The sequence below is a fragment of the Streptomyces sp. NRRL F-5122 genome (genome assembly GCF_001507435.1).
Classification (GTDB): domain Bacteria; phylum Actinomycetota; class Actinomycetes; order Streptomycetales; family Streptomycetaceae; genus Streptomyces; species Streptomyces lannensis.
Window position 1 is genome coordinate 23,247 of the sequence record NZ_LMWH01000116.1, and the last position, 18,053, is coordinate 41,299.

General features: G+C 70.7%; 18 protein-coding genes. 13 read left to right on the forward strand and 5 right to left on the reverse strand.

Annotation, left to right across the window (positions count from 1 at the left end; genetic code table 11):
* Window positions 1-10: 10 nt before the first annotated feature.
* Together ADL25_RS13205 and ADL25_RS13210 are read right to left on the reverse strand one after the other, a co-directional pair.
* On the reverse strand, window positions 11-763 hold the full coding sequence (locus ADL25_RS13205) for an NPP1 family protein (protein WP_059128178.1): 753 nt from the start codon (window positions 761-763) through the stop codon (window positions 11-13).
* A gap of 354 nt (window positions 764-1,117) precedes the next feature.
* Window positions 1,118-2,572, reverse strand: coding sequence for a glyceraldehyde-3-phosphate dehydrogenase (locus ADL25_RS13210; protein ID WP_059127893.1), 1,455 nt, complete (start codon window positions 2,570-2,572; stop codon window positions 1,118-1,120).
* A gap of 319 nt (window positions 2,573-2,891) precedes the next feature.
* On the opposite strand from ADL25_RS13210, the gene ADL25_RS13215 reads away from it, so the two are divergent.
* The 4 genes from ADL25_RS13215 (at window position 2,892) to ADL25_RS13230 (ending at window position 5,289) form a co-directional block, all read left to right on the forward strand.
* On the forward strand, window positions 2,892-3,410 hold the full coding sequence (locus ADL25_RS13215) for a hypothetical protein (protein ID WP_059127894.1): 519 nt from the start codon (window positions 2,892-2,894) through the stop codon (window positions 3,408-3,410).
* A gap of 121 nt (window positions 3,411-3,531) precedes the next feature.
* The gene (locus ADL25_RS13220) at window positions 3,532-3,729 is read left to right on the forward strand and encodes a hypothetical protein (protein WP_059127895.1); all 198 of its coding nucleotides are present in this window, start codon (window positions 3,532-3,534) and stop codon (window positions 3,727-3,729) included.
* 139 nt (window positions 3,730-3,868) lie between these two features.
* On the forward strand, window positions 3,869-4,486 hold the full coding sequence (locus tag ADL25_RS13225; RefSeq protein WP_324614046.1) for an HdeD family acid-resistance protein: 618 nt from the start codon (window positions 3,869-3,871) through the stop codon (window positions 4,484-4,486).
* 317 nt (window positions 4,487-4,803) lie between these two features.
* Entirely contained in the window at window positions 4,804-5,289 is a 486-nt protein-coding gene (locus ADL25_RS13230) for an SHOCT domain-containing protein (protein WP_059127896.1), read from the forward strand.
* Window positions 5,290-5,419: 130 nt separating this feature from the next.
* On the opposite strand, the gene ADL25_RS13235 is transcribed toward ADL25_RS13230, so the two are convergent.
* The gene (locus ADL25_RS13235) at window positions 5,420-6,400 is read right to left on the reverse strand and encodes a Ku protein (protein WP_059127897.1); all 981 of its coding nucleotides are present in this window, start codon (window positions 6,398-6,400) and stop codon (window positions 5,420-5,422) included.
* A gap of 287 nt (window positions 6,401-6,687) precedes the next feature.
* On the opposite strand from ADL25_RS13235, the gene ADL25_RS13240 reads away from it, so the two are divergent.
* From ADL25_RS13240 to pqqB, 6 genes are all read left to right on the forward strand, one after another.
* On the forward strand, window positions 6,688-7,893 hold the full coding sequence (locus tag ADL25_RS13240) for an EfeM/EfeO family lipoprotein (RefSeq protein WP_059127898.1): 1,206 nt from the start codon (window positions 6,688-6,690) through the stop codon (window positions 7,891-7,893).
* On the forward strand, window positions 7,890-9,119 hold the full coding sequence (efeB, locus tag ADL25_RS13245; protein ID WP_059127899.1) for an iron uptake transporter deferrochelatase/peroxidase subunit: 1,230 nt from the start codon (window positions 7,890-7,892) through the stop codon (window positions 9,117-9,119). The genes ADL25_RS13240 and efeB overlap by 4 nt, the downstream gene beginning before the upstream one ends.
* Window positions 9,120-9,321: 202 nt before the next feature.
* The gene (locus ADL25_RS13250; RefSeq protein WP_234380891.1) at window positions 9,322-11,148 is read left to right on the forward strand and encodes a phospholipase C; all 1,827 of its coding nucleotides are present in this window, start codon (window positions 9,322-9,324) and stop codon (window positions 11,146-11,148) included.
* Window positions 11,149-11,380: 232 nt separating this feature from the next.
* Window positions 11,381-11,782 carry an SseB family protein gene (locus ADL25_RS13255; protein WP_059128179.1) on the forward strand — a complete coding sequence of 134 codons (402 nt, stop codon included), beginning with the start codon at window positions 11,381-11,383 and terminating at the stop codon, window positions 11,780-11,782.
* 125 nt (window positions 11,783-11,907) lie between these two features.
* Window positions 11,908-13,020: a hypothetical protein gene (locus ADL25_RS13260; protein ID WP_059127901.1), complete on the forward strand. Its 1,113-nt coding sequence runs from the start codon at window positions 11,908-11,910 to the stop codon at window positions 13,018-13,020.
* Window positions 13,021-13,060: 40 nt separating this feature from the next.
* Window positions 13,061-13,966 carry a pyrroloquinoline quinone biosynthesis protein PqqB gene (gene pqqB / locus ADL25_RS13265; protein ID WP_234380892.1) on the forward strand — a complete coding sequence of 302 codons (906 nt, stop codon included), beginning with the start codon at window positions 13,061-13,063 and terminating at the stop codon, window positions 13,964-13,966.
* A gap of 4 nt (window positions 13,967-13,970) precedes the next feature.
* On the opposite strand, the gene ADL25_RS13270 is transcribed toward pqqB, so the two are convergent.
* Both ADL25_RS13270 and ADL25_RS13275 read right to left on the reverse strand, forming a co-directional pair.
* Window positions 13,971-14,363, reverse strand: a complete 393-nt coding sequence (locus ADL25_RS13270; RefSeq protein WP_059127902.1) for a MarR family winged helix-turn-helix transcriptional regulator — start codon at window positions 14,361-14,363, stop codon at window positions 13,971-13,973.
* 107 nt (window positions 14,364-14,470) lie between these two features.
* Window positions 14,471-14,821 carry a VOC family protein gene (locus ADL25_RS13275; protein ID WP_059127903.1) on the reverse strand — a complete coding sequence of 117 codons (351 nt, stop codon included), beginning with the start codon at window positions 14,819-14,821 and terminating at the stop codon, window positions 14,471-14,473.
* Window positions 14,822-15,064: 243 nt separating this feature from the next.
* Here ADL25_RS13275 and ADL25_RS13280 point away from each other — a divergent pair, with 243 nt between their 5' ends.
* The 3 genes from ADL25_RS13280 (at window position 15,065) to ADL25_RS13290 (ending at window position 17,990) form a co-directional block, all read left to right on the forward strand.
* The gene (locus ADL25_RS13280) at window positions 15,065-15,352 is read left to right on the forward strand and encodes a helix-turn-helix domain-containing protein (protein WP_059127904.1); all 288 of its coding nucleotides are present in this window, start codon (window positions 15,065-15,067) and stop codon (window positions 15,350-15,352) included.
* A 731-nt stretch (window positions 15,353-16,083) separates the two neighbouring features.
* Window positions 16,084-16,917, forward strand: a complete 834-nt coding sequence (locus ADL25_RS13285; RefSeq protein WP_059127905.1) for an undecaprenyl-diphosphate phosphatase — start codon at window positions 16,084-16,086, stop codon at window positions 16,915-16,917.
* 149 nt (window positions 16,918-17,066) lie between these two features.
* Window positions 17,067-17,990: a glutaminase gene (locus tag ADL25_RS13290; protein ID WP_402524973.1), complete on the forward strand. Its 924-nt coding sequence runs from the start codon at window positions 17,067-17,069 to the stop codon at window positions 17,988-17,990.
* Window positions 17,991-18,053 lie beyond the last annotated feature (63 nt).

Consider the following 18,053-nt stretch of genomic DNA (forward strand, 5'->3'; position numbering starts at 1 on the left):
TGTGCGCAGATCAGGCGTTGGGGTTGAACGGGATCCCGGACGGCATGGAGTTCGCCAGGGCGTACTCGAAGTCACCGTCCTTGATCTTGATGGTGGCCGCGCCGAAGTTTGCGCTCATGAGCCTGTCGCGGAAGCCGGCCGGGTAGCCGTTCCAGCCCACCAGACGCGGGTAGAACCAGCCGCCCGTGGCGTTCTCCGGCGGCTCGTCGTTGGTGTTGGCGAACCGGAAGCAGTGGGTGGAGACGCCGTCCTTGTGGTACACGATCTTCGGGTGGGTCCCGTCGAAGCGCACCGACGAACGCCCGGCCACCTGGTAGCCGGAGTGCTGCGACACCGACACGTACTGGACCTCGTTGTTGTTGATCCACACCACGACGTGCTCCCAGTCGTGGGTGTGGCCGATGGCCGCGGGACCGAGCGTGGCCTGGTCCTTCTCGAAGTAGCTGGCGTACACCACGGCGCACCAGCCGTTGTTGCACTTCTCGCGCGAGTAGGTGTTGGCGTTGGCCAGCTGGGCGTAGTCGTGGCAGTGCCCGTTGACGTCGCCGCCCAGCTTCAGACCGGGGTTGATGGTGCCGTCGACGCCGATGGCCGCGGTGGCGTAGCAGCCGTCACCGTCGTAGTCGTAGGCGGGGGAGAAGGACTGCTCCAGACCGTCGGCGTTCTGGGGCAGGAGTTGCAGAACGTCGGCCTGGGCGCTGGCGGGCAGCGCCACGACCAGTGCGACGGCGGCAAGGGCGCTCGCGAACGCGGAGCGGCGCAGCCGCCGCGAGAGCCTTGGGACGGACGGAGTTCTTCTGCGCCGTGCTGTGGGGGGTACCTGGTCGCGCACGTCAACTCCCTGCGGGCGTCTGAGGACGGGGTACATCCCGGGGTCTCCTGGGGAGGGAGTGACCCGGGCGCCGAGATTCTCGCAAGGAGTCGGTGGGCAGCACGAGCCGCGTGACTGAACATTGGCGCAAACATCGCTGAACTCCCCTGATGAGGAGGGAAGTTCAGCCGCATAACGCCGGGGAGGGGAAGCCGTGGCAGCTGCCGCCCGGCGCTTGTGGTGCGCCGGTCCCGGCCGCGGGCCCCGTACGACGGTGGACCGGACCGGGAGCCGTGCGCGCCGGTGTCAGGCCGCGGGGGCCGGGTAGGTCGGGTACTCCACCCCGGAGACGTGCTGCACGACGCGGATGACCTGGCAGGAGTAGCCGAACTCGTTGTCGTACCAGAGGTAGAGGATCGCGTTGTCGCCCTCGGCCTTGAGGGCGCCCGCGTCCACGATCGAAGCGTGGCGCGAGCCGATGAAGTCGCTGGAGACGGCGTCGGGAGCGCTGATGAAGTCGATCTGACGGCGCATCGGCGAGGTCAGCGAGACATCACGGAGGTACTCGAGGACCTCCTCGCGGGTCACCTCACGGGCGAGTTGGAGATTGAGGATCGCGATCGAGACATCGGGCACGGGCACACGGATCGAGCTGCCGGTGATCCGCGCCTTGAGGTCGGGCAGCGCCTTGGCGACGGCGGAGGCGGCACCCGTCTCGGTGATCACCATGTTGAGCGGCGCGGAGCGGCCGCGTCGCTCGGACTTGTGGTAATTGTCCAGCAGGTTCTGGTCGTTGGTGAACGAGTGGACGGTCTCCACGTGTCCGCGCAGAACGCCGTACTCGTCGTCCATCGCCTTCAGCGGCGGCACGATCGCGTTGGTGGTGCAGGACGCGCAGGACAGGATCCGCTCGTCGGGCTTCACCATGTCGTGGTTGACGCCGTGCACGATGTTGGGCACATCGCCCTTGCCGGGCGCGGTCAGCACGACCTTGTCGATGCCGGGACGCAGGTGTTTCGACAGGCCCTCGCGGTCGCGCCACTTGCCGGTGTTGTCGATGAGGATGGCGTCCTTGATGCCGTACGCCGTGTAGTCGACCTCGGCCGGGTCGTCGGCGTGGATCACCCTGATGGTGTTGCCGTTGGCGATGATCGAGCAGCTCGCCTCGTCGACGGTGATCGTGCCCTGGAACTGGCCGTGGATGGAGTCGCGGCGGAGCAGGGACGCCCGCTTGACGAGATCCTCGGCGGCCCGGTCACCGCCGCCGCGCACGACGATCGCGCGCAGCCGCAGACCGTTGCCGGAACCGGCCTTCTCGATCAGCAGGCGGGCGACGAGCCGGCCGATGCGGCCGAAGCCGTACAGGACGACGTCGCGTCCCTCACCGTGCTCGATCTTGTCGGCACCCGTGGCCCCGGCCACCGCCCGGGCGGTGAAGTCCCCGACCGACAGGCCCTGGTCGTCGGTCCGGTACATCGCGGCGAGCATGCCGATGTCGATCTGGGACGGACCGAGATCGAGGGTGCCGAGCGCCTTGAGGAACGGGAAGGTCTCGGTGACCGAGAGCTCCTCCCCGGCGATCTGCCGTGCGAATCGGTGGGTCTTGAGAATGCTGACCACCGACTTGTTCACCAAGGAGCGGCTGTGCAGCAGGACCGTGACGTCCCGCTCCCGATGCAGCTTCCCGATGATCGGGATCATCGACTCCGCGATCTCCTCGCGGTTCTTCCAGTTGGTGAACGAGTCGTCGTTGACAGTCACAGATTTATCTTTCGAGCTAGGCGGCGCTCATATGGTAAACGCAGGGTTGTGCGGGCAGGTCGTCAGGGTTCGCCTGGCGCGGTGGATGCGCGGGTCCGCGGGGGCGGCCGCCGTTCGCAGGCCCGCCGGAGGAAGGGTTCGGCCGAGACGGAGACGACGGCGCACGGCACTCGAGGGCACCGGTCGGTGGCCGACCGGTTCGCGCCGTCCGACGGCGGGATCGTCCGGTGAGGTGAAGACCCGGCCCGGGGCCCGCCGGGTCCTGTTCGCGGCGCCGCGGTGCACGCAGACTTTCAGCCGGTCCCCCAGGAAGGCTGTGATGTCCGAGGCGGAACACTCCGAGGCCACGGCAGGTCCCACCGAGCCGCGCGCCCGTGGCGACTTCACCGGTGGCGTGTACGGATCGCTGCTCGCCGCCTCCGTGGTCGTGGGCGCCGGTGCGGCCGGCGTGTTCTCGCGCGTCGAGCTCGTGGTGCTGCTGGTGAGTACCGCCGTGGTGTTCTGGATCGCGCACGTGCACGCCCAGCTGTTCGGCGCCCGCCTGGCGCAGGAGGTCCTGTACCGCCGGGTCGTGCTGCACGTCTGCCGTGAGGAATGGCCGATCGTCGAGGCCGCCGTCCCGCCCGCCGCCGCTGTGATCGTCAGTCCGCTCCTGGGCCTCGACCTCCTGGGCGGGGCCTGGCTCGCGCTCGCCGTCGCCGTGGCCGGCCAGGTGGGCTGGTCGGCGGCCGCCGCACGCACCGCGGGAGCCTCCTGGCGCCTGGTGATCGTCAGCGCCGCGGTCAATCTCCTGCTCGGGCTGCTGATCATCGTCTGCAAGATCGTCCTGAAGGACTGACGCCGGGGCGGGCCGTCGCGCGGTTCACCTCCCGCAGGTGAGGCCGTGCGGTGGGCCGGGGCGGAGCATCGCGGACGGGGCGCGGTTCGGCCGCCCGAGTACAGCCGAGGGAGAGCGGCTCATGCGCTATGAGATCCGCGTCGACGGACAGCTGTCGGACACGCTCACCGAGGCCTTCCCGGAAATGGACCACCTCGTTCTCTCCGGACAGTCCGTACTGGTCGGGCCCGTCGTCGACGAGGCTCACCTGTACGGGTTGCTGGCCCGGTGCCGGTCGCTCGGACTGCGTGTAGTGGAGATGCACCGGCTGCCGGAGTGAGCACGGCCTCGAGGGGCCGGACGACCTCACCCGCCATGGGTGACCCGGCATGCGCCGGACGAGCGCGACCCTGATCCGTCCGTACACCGCACCCTCGGCGAACCTGCCGTGACCCGTATCGATCGCGCCAGGAGGAGCCATGGCCGTACCCCGTGGTCCGGCGTCGCGCACCGGGCCGGAGCACGTGTCCGACGGCTCCGGGCACCGCACGGACGACGACCGCGGGGGTACTGCGGTTGGGCCTCGCCGCCTCGCCGCCTCGCCGCCTCGCCGCCTCGCCGCCTCGTGGACCCTGGTCCTGGGCTCGGCGCTCGCGGCGTTGATACCGGGCATCATGGTGCCGGCCTGGCCCGGAGGGACCCTGCACGTGCCGGCGGTCCTCGTCGGGCCGTCCCTTCCTGTGGCCGGGGCGCTGCGGTCCGTCGCGGCCTTCCCCCTGGAGGAGCGCGACGAACGGGTGCCGCGCCTGCTCGTCGCGGTGCTGCTGGTCCTTGCCGGGGTGCTGTGTCTGCGGCACCCGTTGCAGACCATCGCGGCGCTGTCCCTCATCGTCGGGGTCGTCTGGCTGGTGACCGGCATGCTGATCGCCTACACGGCCTTCAGCGACCGTGACCTGCCGCACCGGGCGTTCGTCCTCGGCACGGCGGCACTCGGCATCGTCGCCGGGATCGTGGTGCTCGCCCTGCCGATCGAGTCCGCGGTCTTCCTGGCGCGGCTGCTCGGCCTGTGGCTGGTGCTGCTCGGGCTGCGGAGCTGATGGTCGCCTTCGCATGCTCGGCCGCACTGCGCAGGGCGGGCGCCGGACGGCGGTCCGGTGGCTCCACGGCGGCGTGATCAGCGTCATGGCCTCCACGACGTCCGCCGGCCCGGACCAGCCGTGTCCGCGGGCGCAGGAGCGGCCCCTGCCGCCGACGGTGGCTCCCTGAGCCACGGCTGTGGAACGGGGTCCAGAACCGCAGGCGCGCCCGCGGCACCGGCGCTCACCCCTGCCGGGTGAGGTCGCACCGTCCCCGTCGCGCGCACCCTGAGGACGGCACTGGCGGCCGGGGCGAAAGCCCGGATCGGAGGAGAGACATGGTCGCGCAGACGTACCTCGCCTACGACTATCCACTGCTGAGCGCCTTCTGGACGATGCTGTGGTTCTTCCTGCTGGTCATGTGGTTCGTCCTGCTGTTCAGGATCGTCCTCGACGTGTTCCGCGACGACTCCATGAGCGGTTGGGGCAAGGCCGGCTGGCTCGTGTTCGTGGTCGTGCTCCCCTTCCTCGGCGTCCTCGTTTATCTCATCGCCCGTGGGAAGGACATGGGTCGTCGGGAGGTGGCGCAGGCGCGCGCCCAGCAGCAGGCCTTCGACTCCTACATCCGTCGGACCGTGGCGGAAGGCGGACGCCACAGCAGTACGGACGAACTCGTCCGGCTGTCCGAGATGCGAACCCGCGGCGACATCACGGACGAGGAGTTCCGCCGGGCGAAGGACCTGGTCCTGTCCGATCACGCCACGTCGGGGCGCCCGGCGACCGCGGCGGACGCGCGTTCCGCCGCGCCGGCCCACCGTCCCTGACGGGCGGTCCGGGAGGCGGCGGTCCATAGGGGGCCGTACGGACCGTCGGGTGCTCAGCCCGCGCCTGCGGCCGCAACGGTCGGGCGGTCGACGCGGGCGGTGACGACAAACCGGCCTCGTCCCGGCCCGGCTATGCGGTGCGCTTCCGGCGGGTCGGCTGTTTCGCGGCAGTCTTCTTCGCCGTTTCCTTCGTGGCCGTGGTCTTCTTGGCAGTCTTCTTTGCGGTGCTCTTCTTTGTGGCGGTCTTCTTGGCAGGTGCCTTCTTCGCCTCGGCGCCGGCGGTGGTCTTCTTCGGGAGCTCGTGCACCTCGGCCTCGGGAGCCTCGCCGCGGGACGCCTTCGCCTGGGCCACCGATGCCTGGAGTGCGGCCATCAGGTCGAGCACCTTGCCGGGTTCGCCCTCCGGCTCCGGGGCCTCGGGCGGTGCGTGCCCCTCACGCTTGGCCTCGATCACCTGCTCGAGCGCCTCGGTGTAGTGGTCGGCGAAGTCGGGCCCTTCGAGGTCCTCGCGGGTCATCCGGTCGATCAGGTGCTGTGCCTCGGTGATCTCGCCGTCGGAGAGCCGGATGTCCGGCGGTGCCAATTCGGCCGGGTCCCGGATCTCGTCCGGCCAGCGCATCGAGTGCAGCACCAGCGCCTCGTCCCGCACCCGCAGCAGACCCAGCCTCTCCCTGCCGTGCCAGGCGAACTTCGCCACGGCGACCTTCGACGTCCTCGCCAGCGCCTTGCGCAGCAGGGCGTACGGCTTCGCGGCCACCGTGCCGGAGGCCTGGAGGTAGTAGCCCTCGCCGATGCGGAGCGGATCGATGGACCCGGCGGGTACGAACGCCACGATCTCGATGGCCCTCGCCGTCGGCAGGGGCAGCTCCCGCAACTCCTCGTCGAGCACCGGGACGACCTGGTCCCTGGTGAGCGCGTAGCCCTTGCCGATCTCCTGCTGCGGGACCTCGCGGTCCTCGACCTCGCAGTACTTCCGGACCCGCACCCGGCCCATGTCCTGCAAGTGGTACTGGTGGAAGCGGACGCTGTGGTCCTCGGTCGCGGGCACCACGTCCACCGGGATGGTGACCAGGCCGAAGCTGATCGCTCCCGACCAGATGCTGCGGGGCATCGCGGACCTCCATGACGTGCCCCCGGGCCACCAGCCTACGAAGCGCTCGAGTGCACGGCACGGCGGAGTGGTCCACGGGGATGACCGGTGCGGCGGTCGACCGGCACGGGTCCAGGCCGATCTGCCGGGCCGCTCGGCCGGCAAGCCCCCGGTGAACCGCGAGGGAACTCTTGGTGTCAGTCCCTGCCGGGGGCTTTCAGGGCGGGAGCCGCTGCCTAGCATGAGGTGATCGCGCCGCACGAAGGCGCGAGGGTACGTTCGCACGTTGTTCGGGGAGGCGCGGAGGAATGCCGGTGCCCGGCCTCACCTCACGGAGGGGCCGCGTCTGGGCCGCGGGCGGGCTCCTGCTCACCCTCGTCCTGGTGGCGGCGTTGCTGATCACCACACTCGGCGGAGCCCGGCACGCGCGGGCCGCCGGCGACGGGCTCCGGCACACAGCCGTCGAGGTGTCGCCGAGTGGCTGCGGCCGCGGCTGGACGAGTCCGGTTCCCGGGCTGCAGGTCTTCGATCTGCACAACACCTCGAGCAGTCCGGCGGAGGTCTATCTCGAGGATCCCCGCAGCCGGGCCGTGTACGGAGAGCTGGAGGGCCTCGCCGCGGGCACCACCCGTTCGCTGACCGTCCGTCTCGGCAAGGGCTCGTACGCGTTCACCTGCCTGCCCGACGACGCCGACGCCGTCACCGGCCCCACGGTCCGTGTCAGCACCGGCGGCAGGCCCGGCCCCGCCGCGGCCCCCGTCACCCAGCACGATCTGATCCCGCTCGCGATCGACTACCAGAAGTGGGTCGGCGGGGGTCTGAACGACGTGGTGCGGCTGACCGGCCGGCTGCAGGACGCCATCGACCGCGGCGACCTCGACGCGGCCCGGAAGGCCTGGCTGCCGGCGCACCTCGAGTACGAGCGGCTCGGTGCGGCGTACGACGCCTTCGGCGACTCCGACGCACAGATCAACGGAACGGACGCCGGGCTGCCCGGCGGTGTGAAGGACCCCTCCTTCGTGGGCTTCCACCGCATCGAGTACGGGCTGTGGCACGGCGGGTCCGCACAGCAGCTCCGCGCCCCGGCGGCGGCCCTCACCAAGGCCGTCCGCGGCCTGCGCGACGACTGGGCGCAGGCCCGTATGGACCCGGCGCAGCTGGGTCTGCGGGCGCACGAGATCCTGGAGAACACCGTGCAGTTCGAGTTGACCGGGCGGACGGACTACGGCAGCGGCACCAGCCTCGCCACAGCCCGCGCCAACATCGACGGCACGCGTGCCGTACTGTCCCGGCTGCACCCCCTGCTCGCCTCGCGCTATGCGGACCTGCCCGTTCTCGAAAGGGACCTGGACCGCGCACAGCGCACCCTGGACGGCCTCCACCACGGCGACCGGTGGACCCCGCTCACCGGGCTCGACCGCACCCAGCGGGAGCAGGTCGACGCCGTTCTCGACGACGTGGTCGAGCGGCTGGCCTCGGTGGCGACGCTCTGCGACCCCCGGAGGACAGTGTGAACGCCGGGCCCGCCACGGGTGGTTTCGGACGGCGCGGCTTCCTGCGCGGGGCCGCCCTCGCCGGTGCCGGCCTCGCCGCCGGGGGTGCGGCGGCCCCGCCCACCGCCGACGCCACGGGCACACCACCCGTCCTGCCCTTCCACGGCACCCACCAGCAGTCGCTGATCGCGGCCCCGCGCCGGGTCACCGCGTTCACCGCTCTCGACGTCACCGCCGAGAACCGCGCGGAACTCGGTGAGCTGCTGCGCACCGTGACCGACCGTGCGCGCTTCCTGACCGCGGGCGGAACACCTCCGGCCCTCGGTATCACCGGTCCGCCCGCCGACTCCGGTGTGCTCGGCGACCGGTTGCCGTCCGGCGCGCTGGCGGTGACCGTCGGCGTCGGTGCCTCGCTCTTCGACGACCGCTTCGGTCTGGCCGCGCGACGCCCGCGCAGACTCGCGACGATGCCCGCCTTCCCCGACGACGACCTCCGCTCCGAGTGGTGCCACGGCGACCTCAGCCTCCAACTGCACGCGGACGACACCGACACGGTGCTGCACGCCCTGCGGGACATCGCGCGGCACACCCGTGGCGGTATGCAGGTCCGTTGGCGTCTCGACGGGTTCTCCAGCCCGCCCCGCCCCAGCGGAACCCCGCGCAACCTGATGGGTTTCAAGGACGGCACCGCCAACCCCGACCCGTCCGACCCGCGCGAGATGGATCGCCTGATCTGGGTGGACCGCGGCATGGGCGAGCCGGACTGGGCGCAGGGCGGCAGTTACCAGGTCGTCCGGCTGATCCGCATGCTCGTGGAGTTCTGGGACCGGGTCTCGCTGAGCGAACAGGAGCGGATGTTCGGCAGGGCCCGGGAGTCGGGTGCGCCGCTCGACGGTGACGCCGAGCACGACACCCCCGACTACCCGAGCGACCCCAAGGGCGATGTGATTCCGCTCGACAGCCACATACGCCTCGCCAATCCGCGCACACCGGGGACCGCCGGCCAGCGGATCCTGCGCCGTGCGTACAACTACGACCGGGGCGTGGACAGCAACGGCAATCTCGACATGGGGCTGCTGTTCTGCTGCTACCAGCAGGACCTCAGCCGTCAGTTCGAGACCATTCAGAAGCGCCTCGAGGGTGAGCCGCTCACCGACTACATCAAGCCGTTCGGCGGCGGCTACTTCTTCGCGCTGCCGGGTGTGCGGGACGGTGCGGACTGGTACGGGCGCGCCTTGATGTCCTGAACCTGTTCGGACAACTTCCGGGTTCATTGGTCAATACACGGTCAAGGTTTTCCCCTGCTTCCCTGACCCTCTGTTCATGCGTCCGACATCGCCGCTCCAGCGTGGTGCCGCCCGTCCGGCGGAGCATCCCTGACCGTACGGCGCAACGACGTTCGTGTCCGGAAGGTGAATCAGCATGGCCAGCAGGGGAAGAAGAGCAACGATGAGGGGCCTTGGTGCGCTCCTGGGCGCGGCCGCGCTCACGGCCCTCGGCGCAAATGTGCCGGCGTGGGCCGCCCCGCCGGCCGGGCACGGTCACGGGCAGAGCCAGTCCTCGACGGCCACGCCCATTCAGCACGTGGTCGTGCTCTTCGACGAGAACGTCTCCTTCGACCACTACTTCGCGACCTACCCGCAGGCCGCCAACAGCGACGGCACCAAGTTCACGGCGTCCAAGAAGACTCCGAAGGACGTCGACAACCTGCGCACCGCCGGGCTGCTGACGAAGAACCCCAACCAGTACGCGCCCAAGCGGCTCACCCCGTCCCAGGCGGTGACCTGCGACCAGAATCACGGCTACGGGCCCGAGCAGTACGCCAACAACGGCGGAAAGAACGACCAGTTCGTCCAGAACACGGACTCGGGCAAGTGCTCCGGCAACCTGTTCGGCGAGCCGGGCCTGGTGATGGACTACTACGACGGCAACACCGTCACCGCGCTGTGGAACTACGCCCAGAACTACTCCCTGGGCGACCGCTCCTACAGCTCCGTCTACGGCCCGTCCACGCCCGGGGCGCTCAACCTGGTCTCCGGCCAGACGCACGGTGTCGTCTCCATGGACCCCGCGTCCGGCACCGAGCACCCCAAGCAGACCACGACGCCGGACTCCTACACCGTTCAGTCGCCCGACGCCAAGGGTGTCGGCACGGTCATCAACGACCCCGACCCGGCGTACGACGACTGCTCCGACAAGGACCACACCAGCACGAACGCGCTCGCCGCGATGCAGGGCCGCAACATCGGTGACGTGCTCAACTCCAAGAACGTCAGTTGGGGTTGGTTCCAGGGCGGCTTCCGGCCGTCCACCCCGTGGGACGGCCAGCAGGGCCACTACGCCAAGTGCGACGCCACCCACACCAATGTCGGCGGTGCCGCGGCCATCGACTACAGCCCGCACCACTCGCCGTTCGAGTACTACAAGTCGACGTCCAACCCGCACCACCTGCCGCCCCGTAACGTCGACGAGATCGGCCACAGCGGACAGGCGAACCACAACTACGACCTGACCGACTTCAGCGCCGCCCTCAAGGCGGGCAAGCTGCCGGCGGTCAGCTTCCTCAAGGCCGCCGAGTACCAGGACGGCCACGCGGCCTACTCCGACCCGATCGACGAGCAGCACTTCCTGGTCGACGAGATCAACGCGATCCAGAAGTCGCCGCAGTGGAAGTCGACCGCCGTGGTCATCGCGTACGACGACTCCGACGGCTGGTACGACCACGCGTACGCCAAGCCGGGCAACGGCTCCAAGGACATCTCGGTCGGCTCCAACGGCAAGACCACCGACAGTCCGGCCTGCCAGGCCGGACCGGCGGCGACGGGCGGCTACGCGGACCGCTGCGGCCCGGGCACGCGCCAGCCGCTGCTCGTGGTCTCCCCCTACAGCAAGGTCAACAAGGTCGACCACACCCGGACCGACCAGTCGTCGATCATCCGCTTCATCGAGGACAACTGGCACACGAGCCGGATCGGTGACCACTCCTTCGATGCCGCCGCCGGCTCCCTCGGGGGCATGTTCGACTTCCGGCACCCGAACAACAAGCAGGTGCTCCTGAACTCCGACGGTTCGGTGAAGTCGGTCGGCAAGATCCACCCGGTGAAGGCCGTCGCCACCAGCATCACCCCCGGTCCCGCCATGCAGAACACGGCGGCGACCACGGACGCGTCGTCGTTCCCCGCCCTTCCGCTGGGCATCGCGGTGGGCGCCCTCGTGGCGGTCGGTGCGACCGGCACGTACCTCACCATGCGCCGCAGGGACCGTGCGGCAGCCTGACGCCGCACGGACCTGAGCGGGCGGTGGCCCCGGGAGTCCCGGGGCCACCGCCCGCTCTCCGTCGTGTGTCACCGTGCCCGCGGTCGGCAGGGACCTCGGCGGCCGGTTGAGGCACCTGCCGATCGCGGACACGGATGACGCATGGCCCGACGCCGGATGGGTACGCGACCGGAACCCGCCCGGAGCCGGCGGTTCCGGGCTGTGTCCGCCCGCCACTATCTGGGGATCCGCCATGAACAGTCCCGACAAGAACCACCGACCGACCGCAGCTCAGGCCGCACTCGACACCCTCGCGGTGCACGCCGAGGATTCGGACGCGCTGGACACGCTGGCCGGGAGCGACGTGCTCGTCCCCGTGCCGGACGACGTCGCCGAGGAGGAAGCCGTCGACCCCTACGCCGTGGCCCTGCCGGTCCTGGAGCAGCCCGACGGCGAGCAGACGGTCCCGGTGTTCACCTCGGAGACGGAGATGGCCGGTCTGCTGCCGTTCGTCTCGCGATACCGGCTGGTGCCGCTCGGGGCGCTCGCCTCCCAGTGGCCCACGGACGAGCTCACGCTCACCATAGACGCGGCCTCGCCGCACGGGCTGACCCTGAACTCCGACGGGGTGCGCACACTGCTGGCCCGCCACTAGAGGCGTCCCGCCCGCCCGGTGCGTCCGCGAGCACGCGCCCGCGCGGCCGCGGGCGCACCGGGGCGCGCGCCCTTGCAGGGGAACCACCGCGCCGGGACGCGTCCGGCCGAGGTCACAATGACCGCATGAGATGGATCTCCGGTGCGGTCGGCGCGCTGCTGCTCGTGGCCGTCGTCGCCAGCATCCTGCGCACGCTGGTGGTACCGCGCGGCCTGTATTCGGCGCTCATGTACCGGTTGTGGTGGGTCCTGCGCGGCGTGCTGCGGCTCGGCGCCCTGCGCGGGGGCTACCAGGCCATCGACCGCGCACAGACCTGGCTCGGATCGCTGATCCTGATGGGCATGCTCGCGACCTGGCTCGGCGGGGCGCTCATCGCGTTCGGCCTGCTGCTGTACTCGCTGTCCTCACTGGGCTGGGCCGACTCCTTCCGCGAGGCGGGCTCCAGCCTGTTCACGCTCGGCTTCGCCAGCGGCCGGCGGCTGCACCTGTCCGCGCTGGACTTCCTCGCGGCGGCCACCGGGCCGGTGCTCATCGCCCTGCAGATCGCCTACCTGCCCACCCTGTACGCCGCCTACAACCGCCGCGAGCTCGAGGTGACCCTGCTCCAGTCCAGGGCAGGCGAACCGGCCTGGGGGCCCGAGATCCTGGCCAGGCAGTGGCTCGTCGACACCGAGACCGCGCTGGCCGAGCTCTACCGGGCCTGGGAGCGGCAGGCGTCGGACATCGGCGAGAGCCACTCCACCTATCCGGTGCTGCTCTCGTTCCGCTCGCCGCGGGCCCACCGCCACTGGCTGGTCGGCCTGGTCTCCGTCATGGACGCGGCGGCGATGCAGCTCTCGCTGACCCCCGGCAGCGCCCCGCCGGAGGCCCGACTGGTACTGCGGGCCGGCTTCTCCGCCCTGCGTGACATCGCGCGTGCCCTGCGTATCCCGTTCGACGCGGACCCGGACCCGGACGCCCCGATCCAGCTCACCTTCGCGGAGTTCGAGGCGGCCGTCACGATGGTGTCGACGGCGGGGTTCCCGGCCGAGCGGTCGGCCAAGGAGGCCTGGCCGCACTTCCACGGCTGGCGGGTCAACTACGAGGCGATCGCGTACCAACTGTGCCGCCGCTTCGACGCCGTCCCGGGGCTGTGGAGCGGTCCGCGTGACTTCGTCTTCACCCCGATCCCGCCCCGGCGCCCCGTCGACCGGCAGCCGGCCGGAGATCGGCCGGAACTGCCTCCTGCGGCAGGGTAGCCGGGACCGTGCGGAGGGAAGATCCCACGGGAGGCGGCCGATGGTGCTGGGGGGGATGGTCGTGAGGGTCGTACTGCTGGGCACGGCGACCGGTGGCGGCTTCCCGCAGTGGAACTGCGCATGCCCGCTGTGCCACGCGGCGCGCGATGGCGAACTGCCCTGCCGCAGCCAGGAATGCGTCGCCGTCTCGGGCAACTCGCGGGACTGGTGGCTGCTCAACGCCTCACCCGACATCCGGACCCAGCTGACGGCGGCCGCCCCGCTCCGCCCGGGGCCCGGTCCGCGGGACACCCCGGTCAGGGGCGTGCTGTTGACCGACGCGGAGGCCGACCACGTCACGGGCCTGGGCGTGCTGCGCGGGGCCGAGGATCTCAAGGTGTACGCGGCGCCACCGGTCCTGGAGGCGCTGGCCCCGCTGCGCGCGGCCCTCGACCGCCACGCGGTGTGGCACTGGGCGGACGCCCTGACCGAGGGCGGATTCGTTCTGTCCGGTGGTCTGGTCGTCACGGCTCATCCGGTCGGCGACAGGATGCCCGGGTGTCCACGCGGTACCCGCGGATCCGCCCCCTGGGTGATCGCCTATCGCGTCGAGGATCTGGCCACGGGTGGTGTCCTCGTGTACGCGCCGCGCGTGGGCGTCCGGTCCCGGTCCCTGGACGAACTGCTGCTGACGGCCGACTGCGCACTGCTGGACGGCACGTTCTACGCCGCGGAGGAGATGGGTACCGCCGTACCGGACGAGTCCGGGACGGCGTCCGCGGGGCAGCCCGGCGTCACGGGTGAGCACGGCAGTCTTGTCGCCCTGGCCCGGCATCCGGGTCAGGGCCGGATCCACAGTCCCCCCGGCGGTACGGACCCGCTGCGGGCCCCGGTCCCGGCGGCCCGCCGTCCTGTGATCGTGGCCGGGGCCGAAGTCCTCCCGGACGGCGCGGAGTTCAGCGTCTGACGGGTCACACCCCGGTAAGCGTGCGGGTCAGGACCTCGCGCTGCAACGGCAGTACCAGAGCGTGCAGTTCGCGGCCCCGCTCGGTCAGTGCGACCCACACCCCGCGCCGGTCCTCCTCGCACACCGAGCGCAGTACAAGACCGTCCTTCTCCAGCCGCGCGATCAGCCGGGACAGGGCGCTCTGGCTCAGATGGACGCGTCCGGCGATGTTCTGCACCCGGCACTGGGAGCCATGATCGGGAGTCTCGTCGGCGAGGATGTCGAGCACCTCGAAGTCGCTCGCGCCGAGGCCGTGCGGATGCAGCACGCGGTCGATCTCGCACATGGTGCGAGCGTGGACCGACAGGATGTCCCGCCACTGCTCCTCGAGCCGGGCACCGGCCGTGTTCGCTGCCATACCCGCACGGTAACAGAAAAGCGACCCTTTGTTTACAGTGCAACTAGTGCGCCTGCAAGCAAACCCGCCGGTGCCGGGGCGGTGCGGTGGTGCCCGGCTTCCAGGCCCTAGGCGACCGGCTCCTGGAGCAGTCCGACCAGGTTGCCGTCCACGTCCCTGACCGAGGCGATCAGCTTGCCCCCGCCGACGTCCTGGACGTCCTGGAGCAGCTCGGCCCCGGCGTCCAGCAGCGCCGCGAGACGTGCCCTGAGGTCGGGCACCTGCCAGTAGGGCACCGGACCCGTCATGCCCTTGGCGTGGCCGTTCGGGTCGAGTCCCAGTTCCTGCCCGGCAGCCCTGAATCCGACGTAGTACGGCTCGTCCGCGTAGGGCTCCACTTCCAGGAGCGCGCGGAAGACCGCCTTCGCCCTGCTGAGGTCCTTGACGGGATAGATGATGGTCGTGAGGCCGGTGGTCATGGGTGCTCCTCCGTGATGGACGGACCGACGTGATCCGTCGCTGCCACGCTAGGGCCGCGGATCGCCCGACGGCTTCTCCGAAACTGACCGGTTCCGGCGCGCCCGCAGAGCCCCTTCCGCCGCTGCGCACCCGGGCCCGACCCCGGCAGGGACGGCAGACCCCGCCACTTCGGCGCATTCGGACCTCGGCTCCGCCCCGCATCGCGCGCGAGAGTGGGTGGGAGGGCGGTACAAGGGGGCGGGATGCTGAAGAGACCCGTGAACGGGCGGCGGATGCGCATTCTCGAGTGGCTGAGGGATCCGGTGGCCCACTTCCCGCCGTCACGGCACGGCGACCGGGCCGAGGACGGGGTGCCGGCGGCGGCCGTGGCCGAGAAGCTCGCCGTCCCCCGCTCCGTCGCCGAGGCCGATCTGCGCCTCCTCGCCGCCGTCGGTCTGCTGCGCACCAGGAGGATCCGGCTGCGTACGTACTACCGCTGTGACGAGGTACGCATCGCCGAGATCGCGCGCATGTTCGAGAAGGGGTGGTAGCCCGGGCTCTTGGGCGTGCGCCTGCGGCGAGCGGGCGGCGGCAGCGGCGAAGGCCGGGCGAACCCCCGGCGGCGTCTCCGCGTCCGCGTGTCCACGGGAGCCGTTACCCTGTTACCCGGCCGCGATCATGTAGCGCGGCGCGATGGTGGGGCCCGCCCTGCCAGGCTCACGGTGCTACCGCCGGGGGTCCCTACTTGCGATCGAGCGTGCCCGTTCGACAGGGCCCCGGCGGGTAGGAGAGGTCTCCCCATGAGAAGCCTGTCGGAGCATCCGATTCCCGGACGGGGAAGGTGAGAACTCGTTGTGAATCGGTCGTGGGTGGTGGTCGCGCCGAAGTGGACAGGCCCAGTGCCGTCACACGGTCCTCGCCCGGGGCGCCGCCGTGATCGATGCCGCGGGCTGTGCGGTGCGGGGCATGCCGGCCGCCGCGTGCGCGGTCGGCCCCGGCTCGTCCCACCTGCGTTTTCCGATCGGCAGGCGGCGGTGCGAGACACCGGACCCCTGTCGGGCGTTCGCACAGGAGACCCTGCGGCCGGCCGGGACGGGGCGGGGTCCTACGCTGCCGCCAACGTCATGGCGGGCGCGGCTGCGGGTCCGGATGCGCCGTTGCCGCCGTTCTGTCCGCCGGGGCGCGGTGGCCCCGCTCGGCGGACGTGGCCCGCGCGTAGTAGAACCTTCTTGCAGTACTACCGTCTACAGCACTGTCGACCAACTTCTCAGAACTGGATCCCATGAGCGTCATCAACGTCGGTCAGGCCGTAGTCCTCGGAGTCGTCGAGGGGGTGACCGAATTCCTTCCCGTCTCGTCGACCGGCCATCTCAAGATCACTGAAGGCCTGATGGACATCCCCGTCGACAACCAGGCCGTCGTCGGCTTCTCGGCCGTCATCCAGGTGGGTGCGATCGCCGCCGTGCTCCTGTACTTCTTCAAGGACATCGTGCGGATCGTCTCGGCCTGGTTCAGGGGCCTGGTGAACCGGGAGGAGCGGTACCACCACGACTACAAGTTCGCCTGGTGGGTGATCGCCGCGACCATCCCGATCGTCCTGGTGGGCCTGGCCGCCAAGCCTCTCATCGACGGTCCGCTCGCCTCGTTGTGGGTGGTGGCGGGCTCGCTGATCGTCGGCAGTGGCGTGATGTGGTGCGCGGACCAGATGGGCCGGCACAAGCGCGGTGAGGACGACACCTCGTTCAAGGACGCGATGCTGGTGGGCGGCTCGCAGATCCTCGCGCTGCTCTTCCCGGGCTTCTCCCGCTCCGGCGCCACGATGTCGACCGCGCTCATCCTCGACCTCGACCGCGTCGCCGCCACGCGTCTGTCGTTCTTCCTCGGCATCCCCGCGCTCACGGGCGCCGGAATCTACGAATTGAAGGACGCGCTCGGCACGGGGGTGGGCGCCGCGCCGCTGGCCGTCGGCACGATCGTCTCGTTCGTGGTCGCGTACGCCTCGATCGCCTGGCTGCTGAAGTTCGTCGCCAAGCACTCCTTCAACGCCTTCGTCATCTACCGGATCGTCGTCGGTGTGGGTCTTCTGGGGTTGTTGGCGACCGGCACGCTCAACTGATCCCGGGCCGCCCGCGGTCCGCGGGACGCCGTGGGACGGTCGTGCATCGGACATGGGGCGTGGAGCCGACGACCGGCTTCACGCCCAGCCCCTCAGCCCGAGGCGGATCGGGTGAGCGATCCGGCCCGCGAGGCGGCACGATGGAGTCCATGCCGTCGTCGCCGGCCTTCCAGCACGTACTGGAACGCATCGCCGAGGAGATCGAGAGGACGCCCGGGCGCGGGCGCGCCGCGGACTACATCCCCGCGCTCGCGGCTCTGGACCCGCGCCGCTTCGGCATGGCGGTGTGCGAGCCGGACGGAACCGTGTACGGCGTGGGGGAGTGGCGGCAACCGTTCTCCGCCCAGTCCGTCAGCAAGGTCTTCACGCTCGCCCTCGACCTGGCGGGTGAGGGCGACGCACTGTGGGAGCACGTGGGCCGGGAGCCCTCGGGCAACCCCTTCAACTCGCTGGTCCAACTGGAGTACGAGAACGGCATCCCGCGCAATCCCTTCATCAACGCGGGCGCCCTTGTCGTCACCGACCGGCTGCACACCCGTACGGGCCACGCGGCGGAGACCCTGCTCGAGTTCCTCAGAGCGGAGAGCGGAAACCCGGCGCTCGCCTTCGACCTGGACGTGGCGGCCTCCGAGACCGTGCACGGCGACCGCAACGCCGCCCTGGCCCATCTCATGGCGTCCTACGGCAACATCGACAACCCGGTGCCGGTCCTCCTCGAGGAGTACTTCCGGCAGTGCTCCATCGAGGCGTCCTGCGCGGACCTCGCCCTGGCCACCGGATTCCTGGCCCGGCACGGACTGCGTGCCGACGGCACCCGGCTTCTGACGCGCAGCCAGGCCAAGCAGGTCAACGCGGTGATGCTGACCTGCGGCACATACGACGCCGCGGGCGACTTCGCCTACCGGGTCGGCCTCCCCGGCAAGAGCGGCGTCGGCGGCGGCATCGTCGCGGTCGTCCCCGGCCGGTGCACCCTGTGCGTGTGGAGCCCGGGGCTCGACGAACGCGGCAACTCGGTGGCGGGTGTTGCGGCACTCGACCGCTTCACGACCCTCACGGGGTTGTCCGTCTTCTGAGTTCGAGGCTCTGACCGGGCTCTGCGAAGCCCAGATGAACTGCCGATCACACGGAGGTCATGT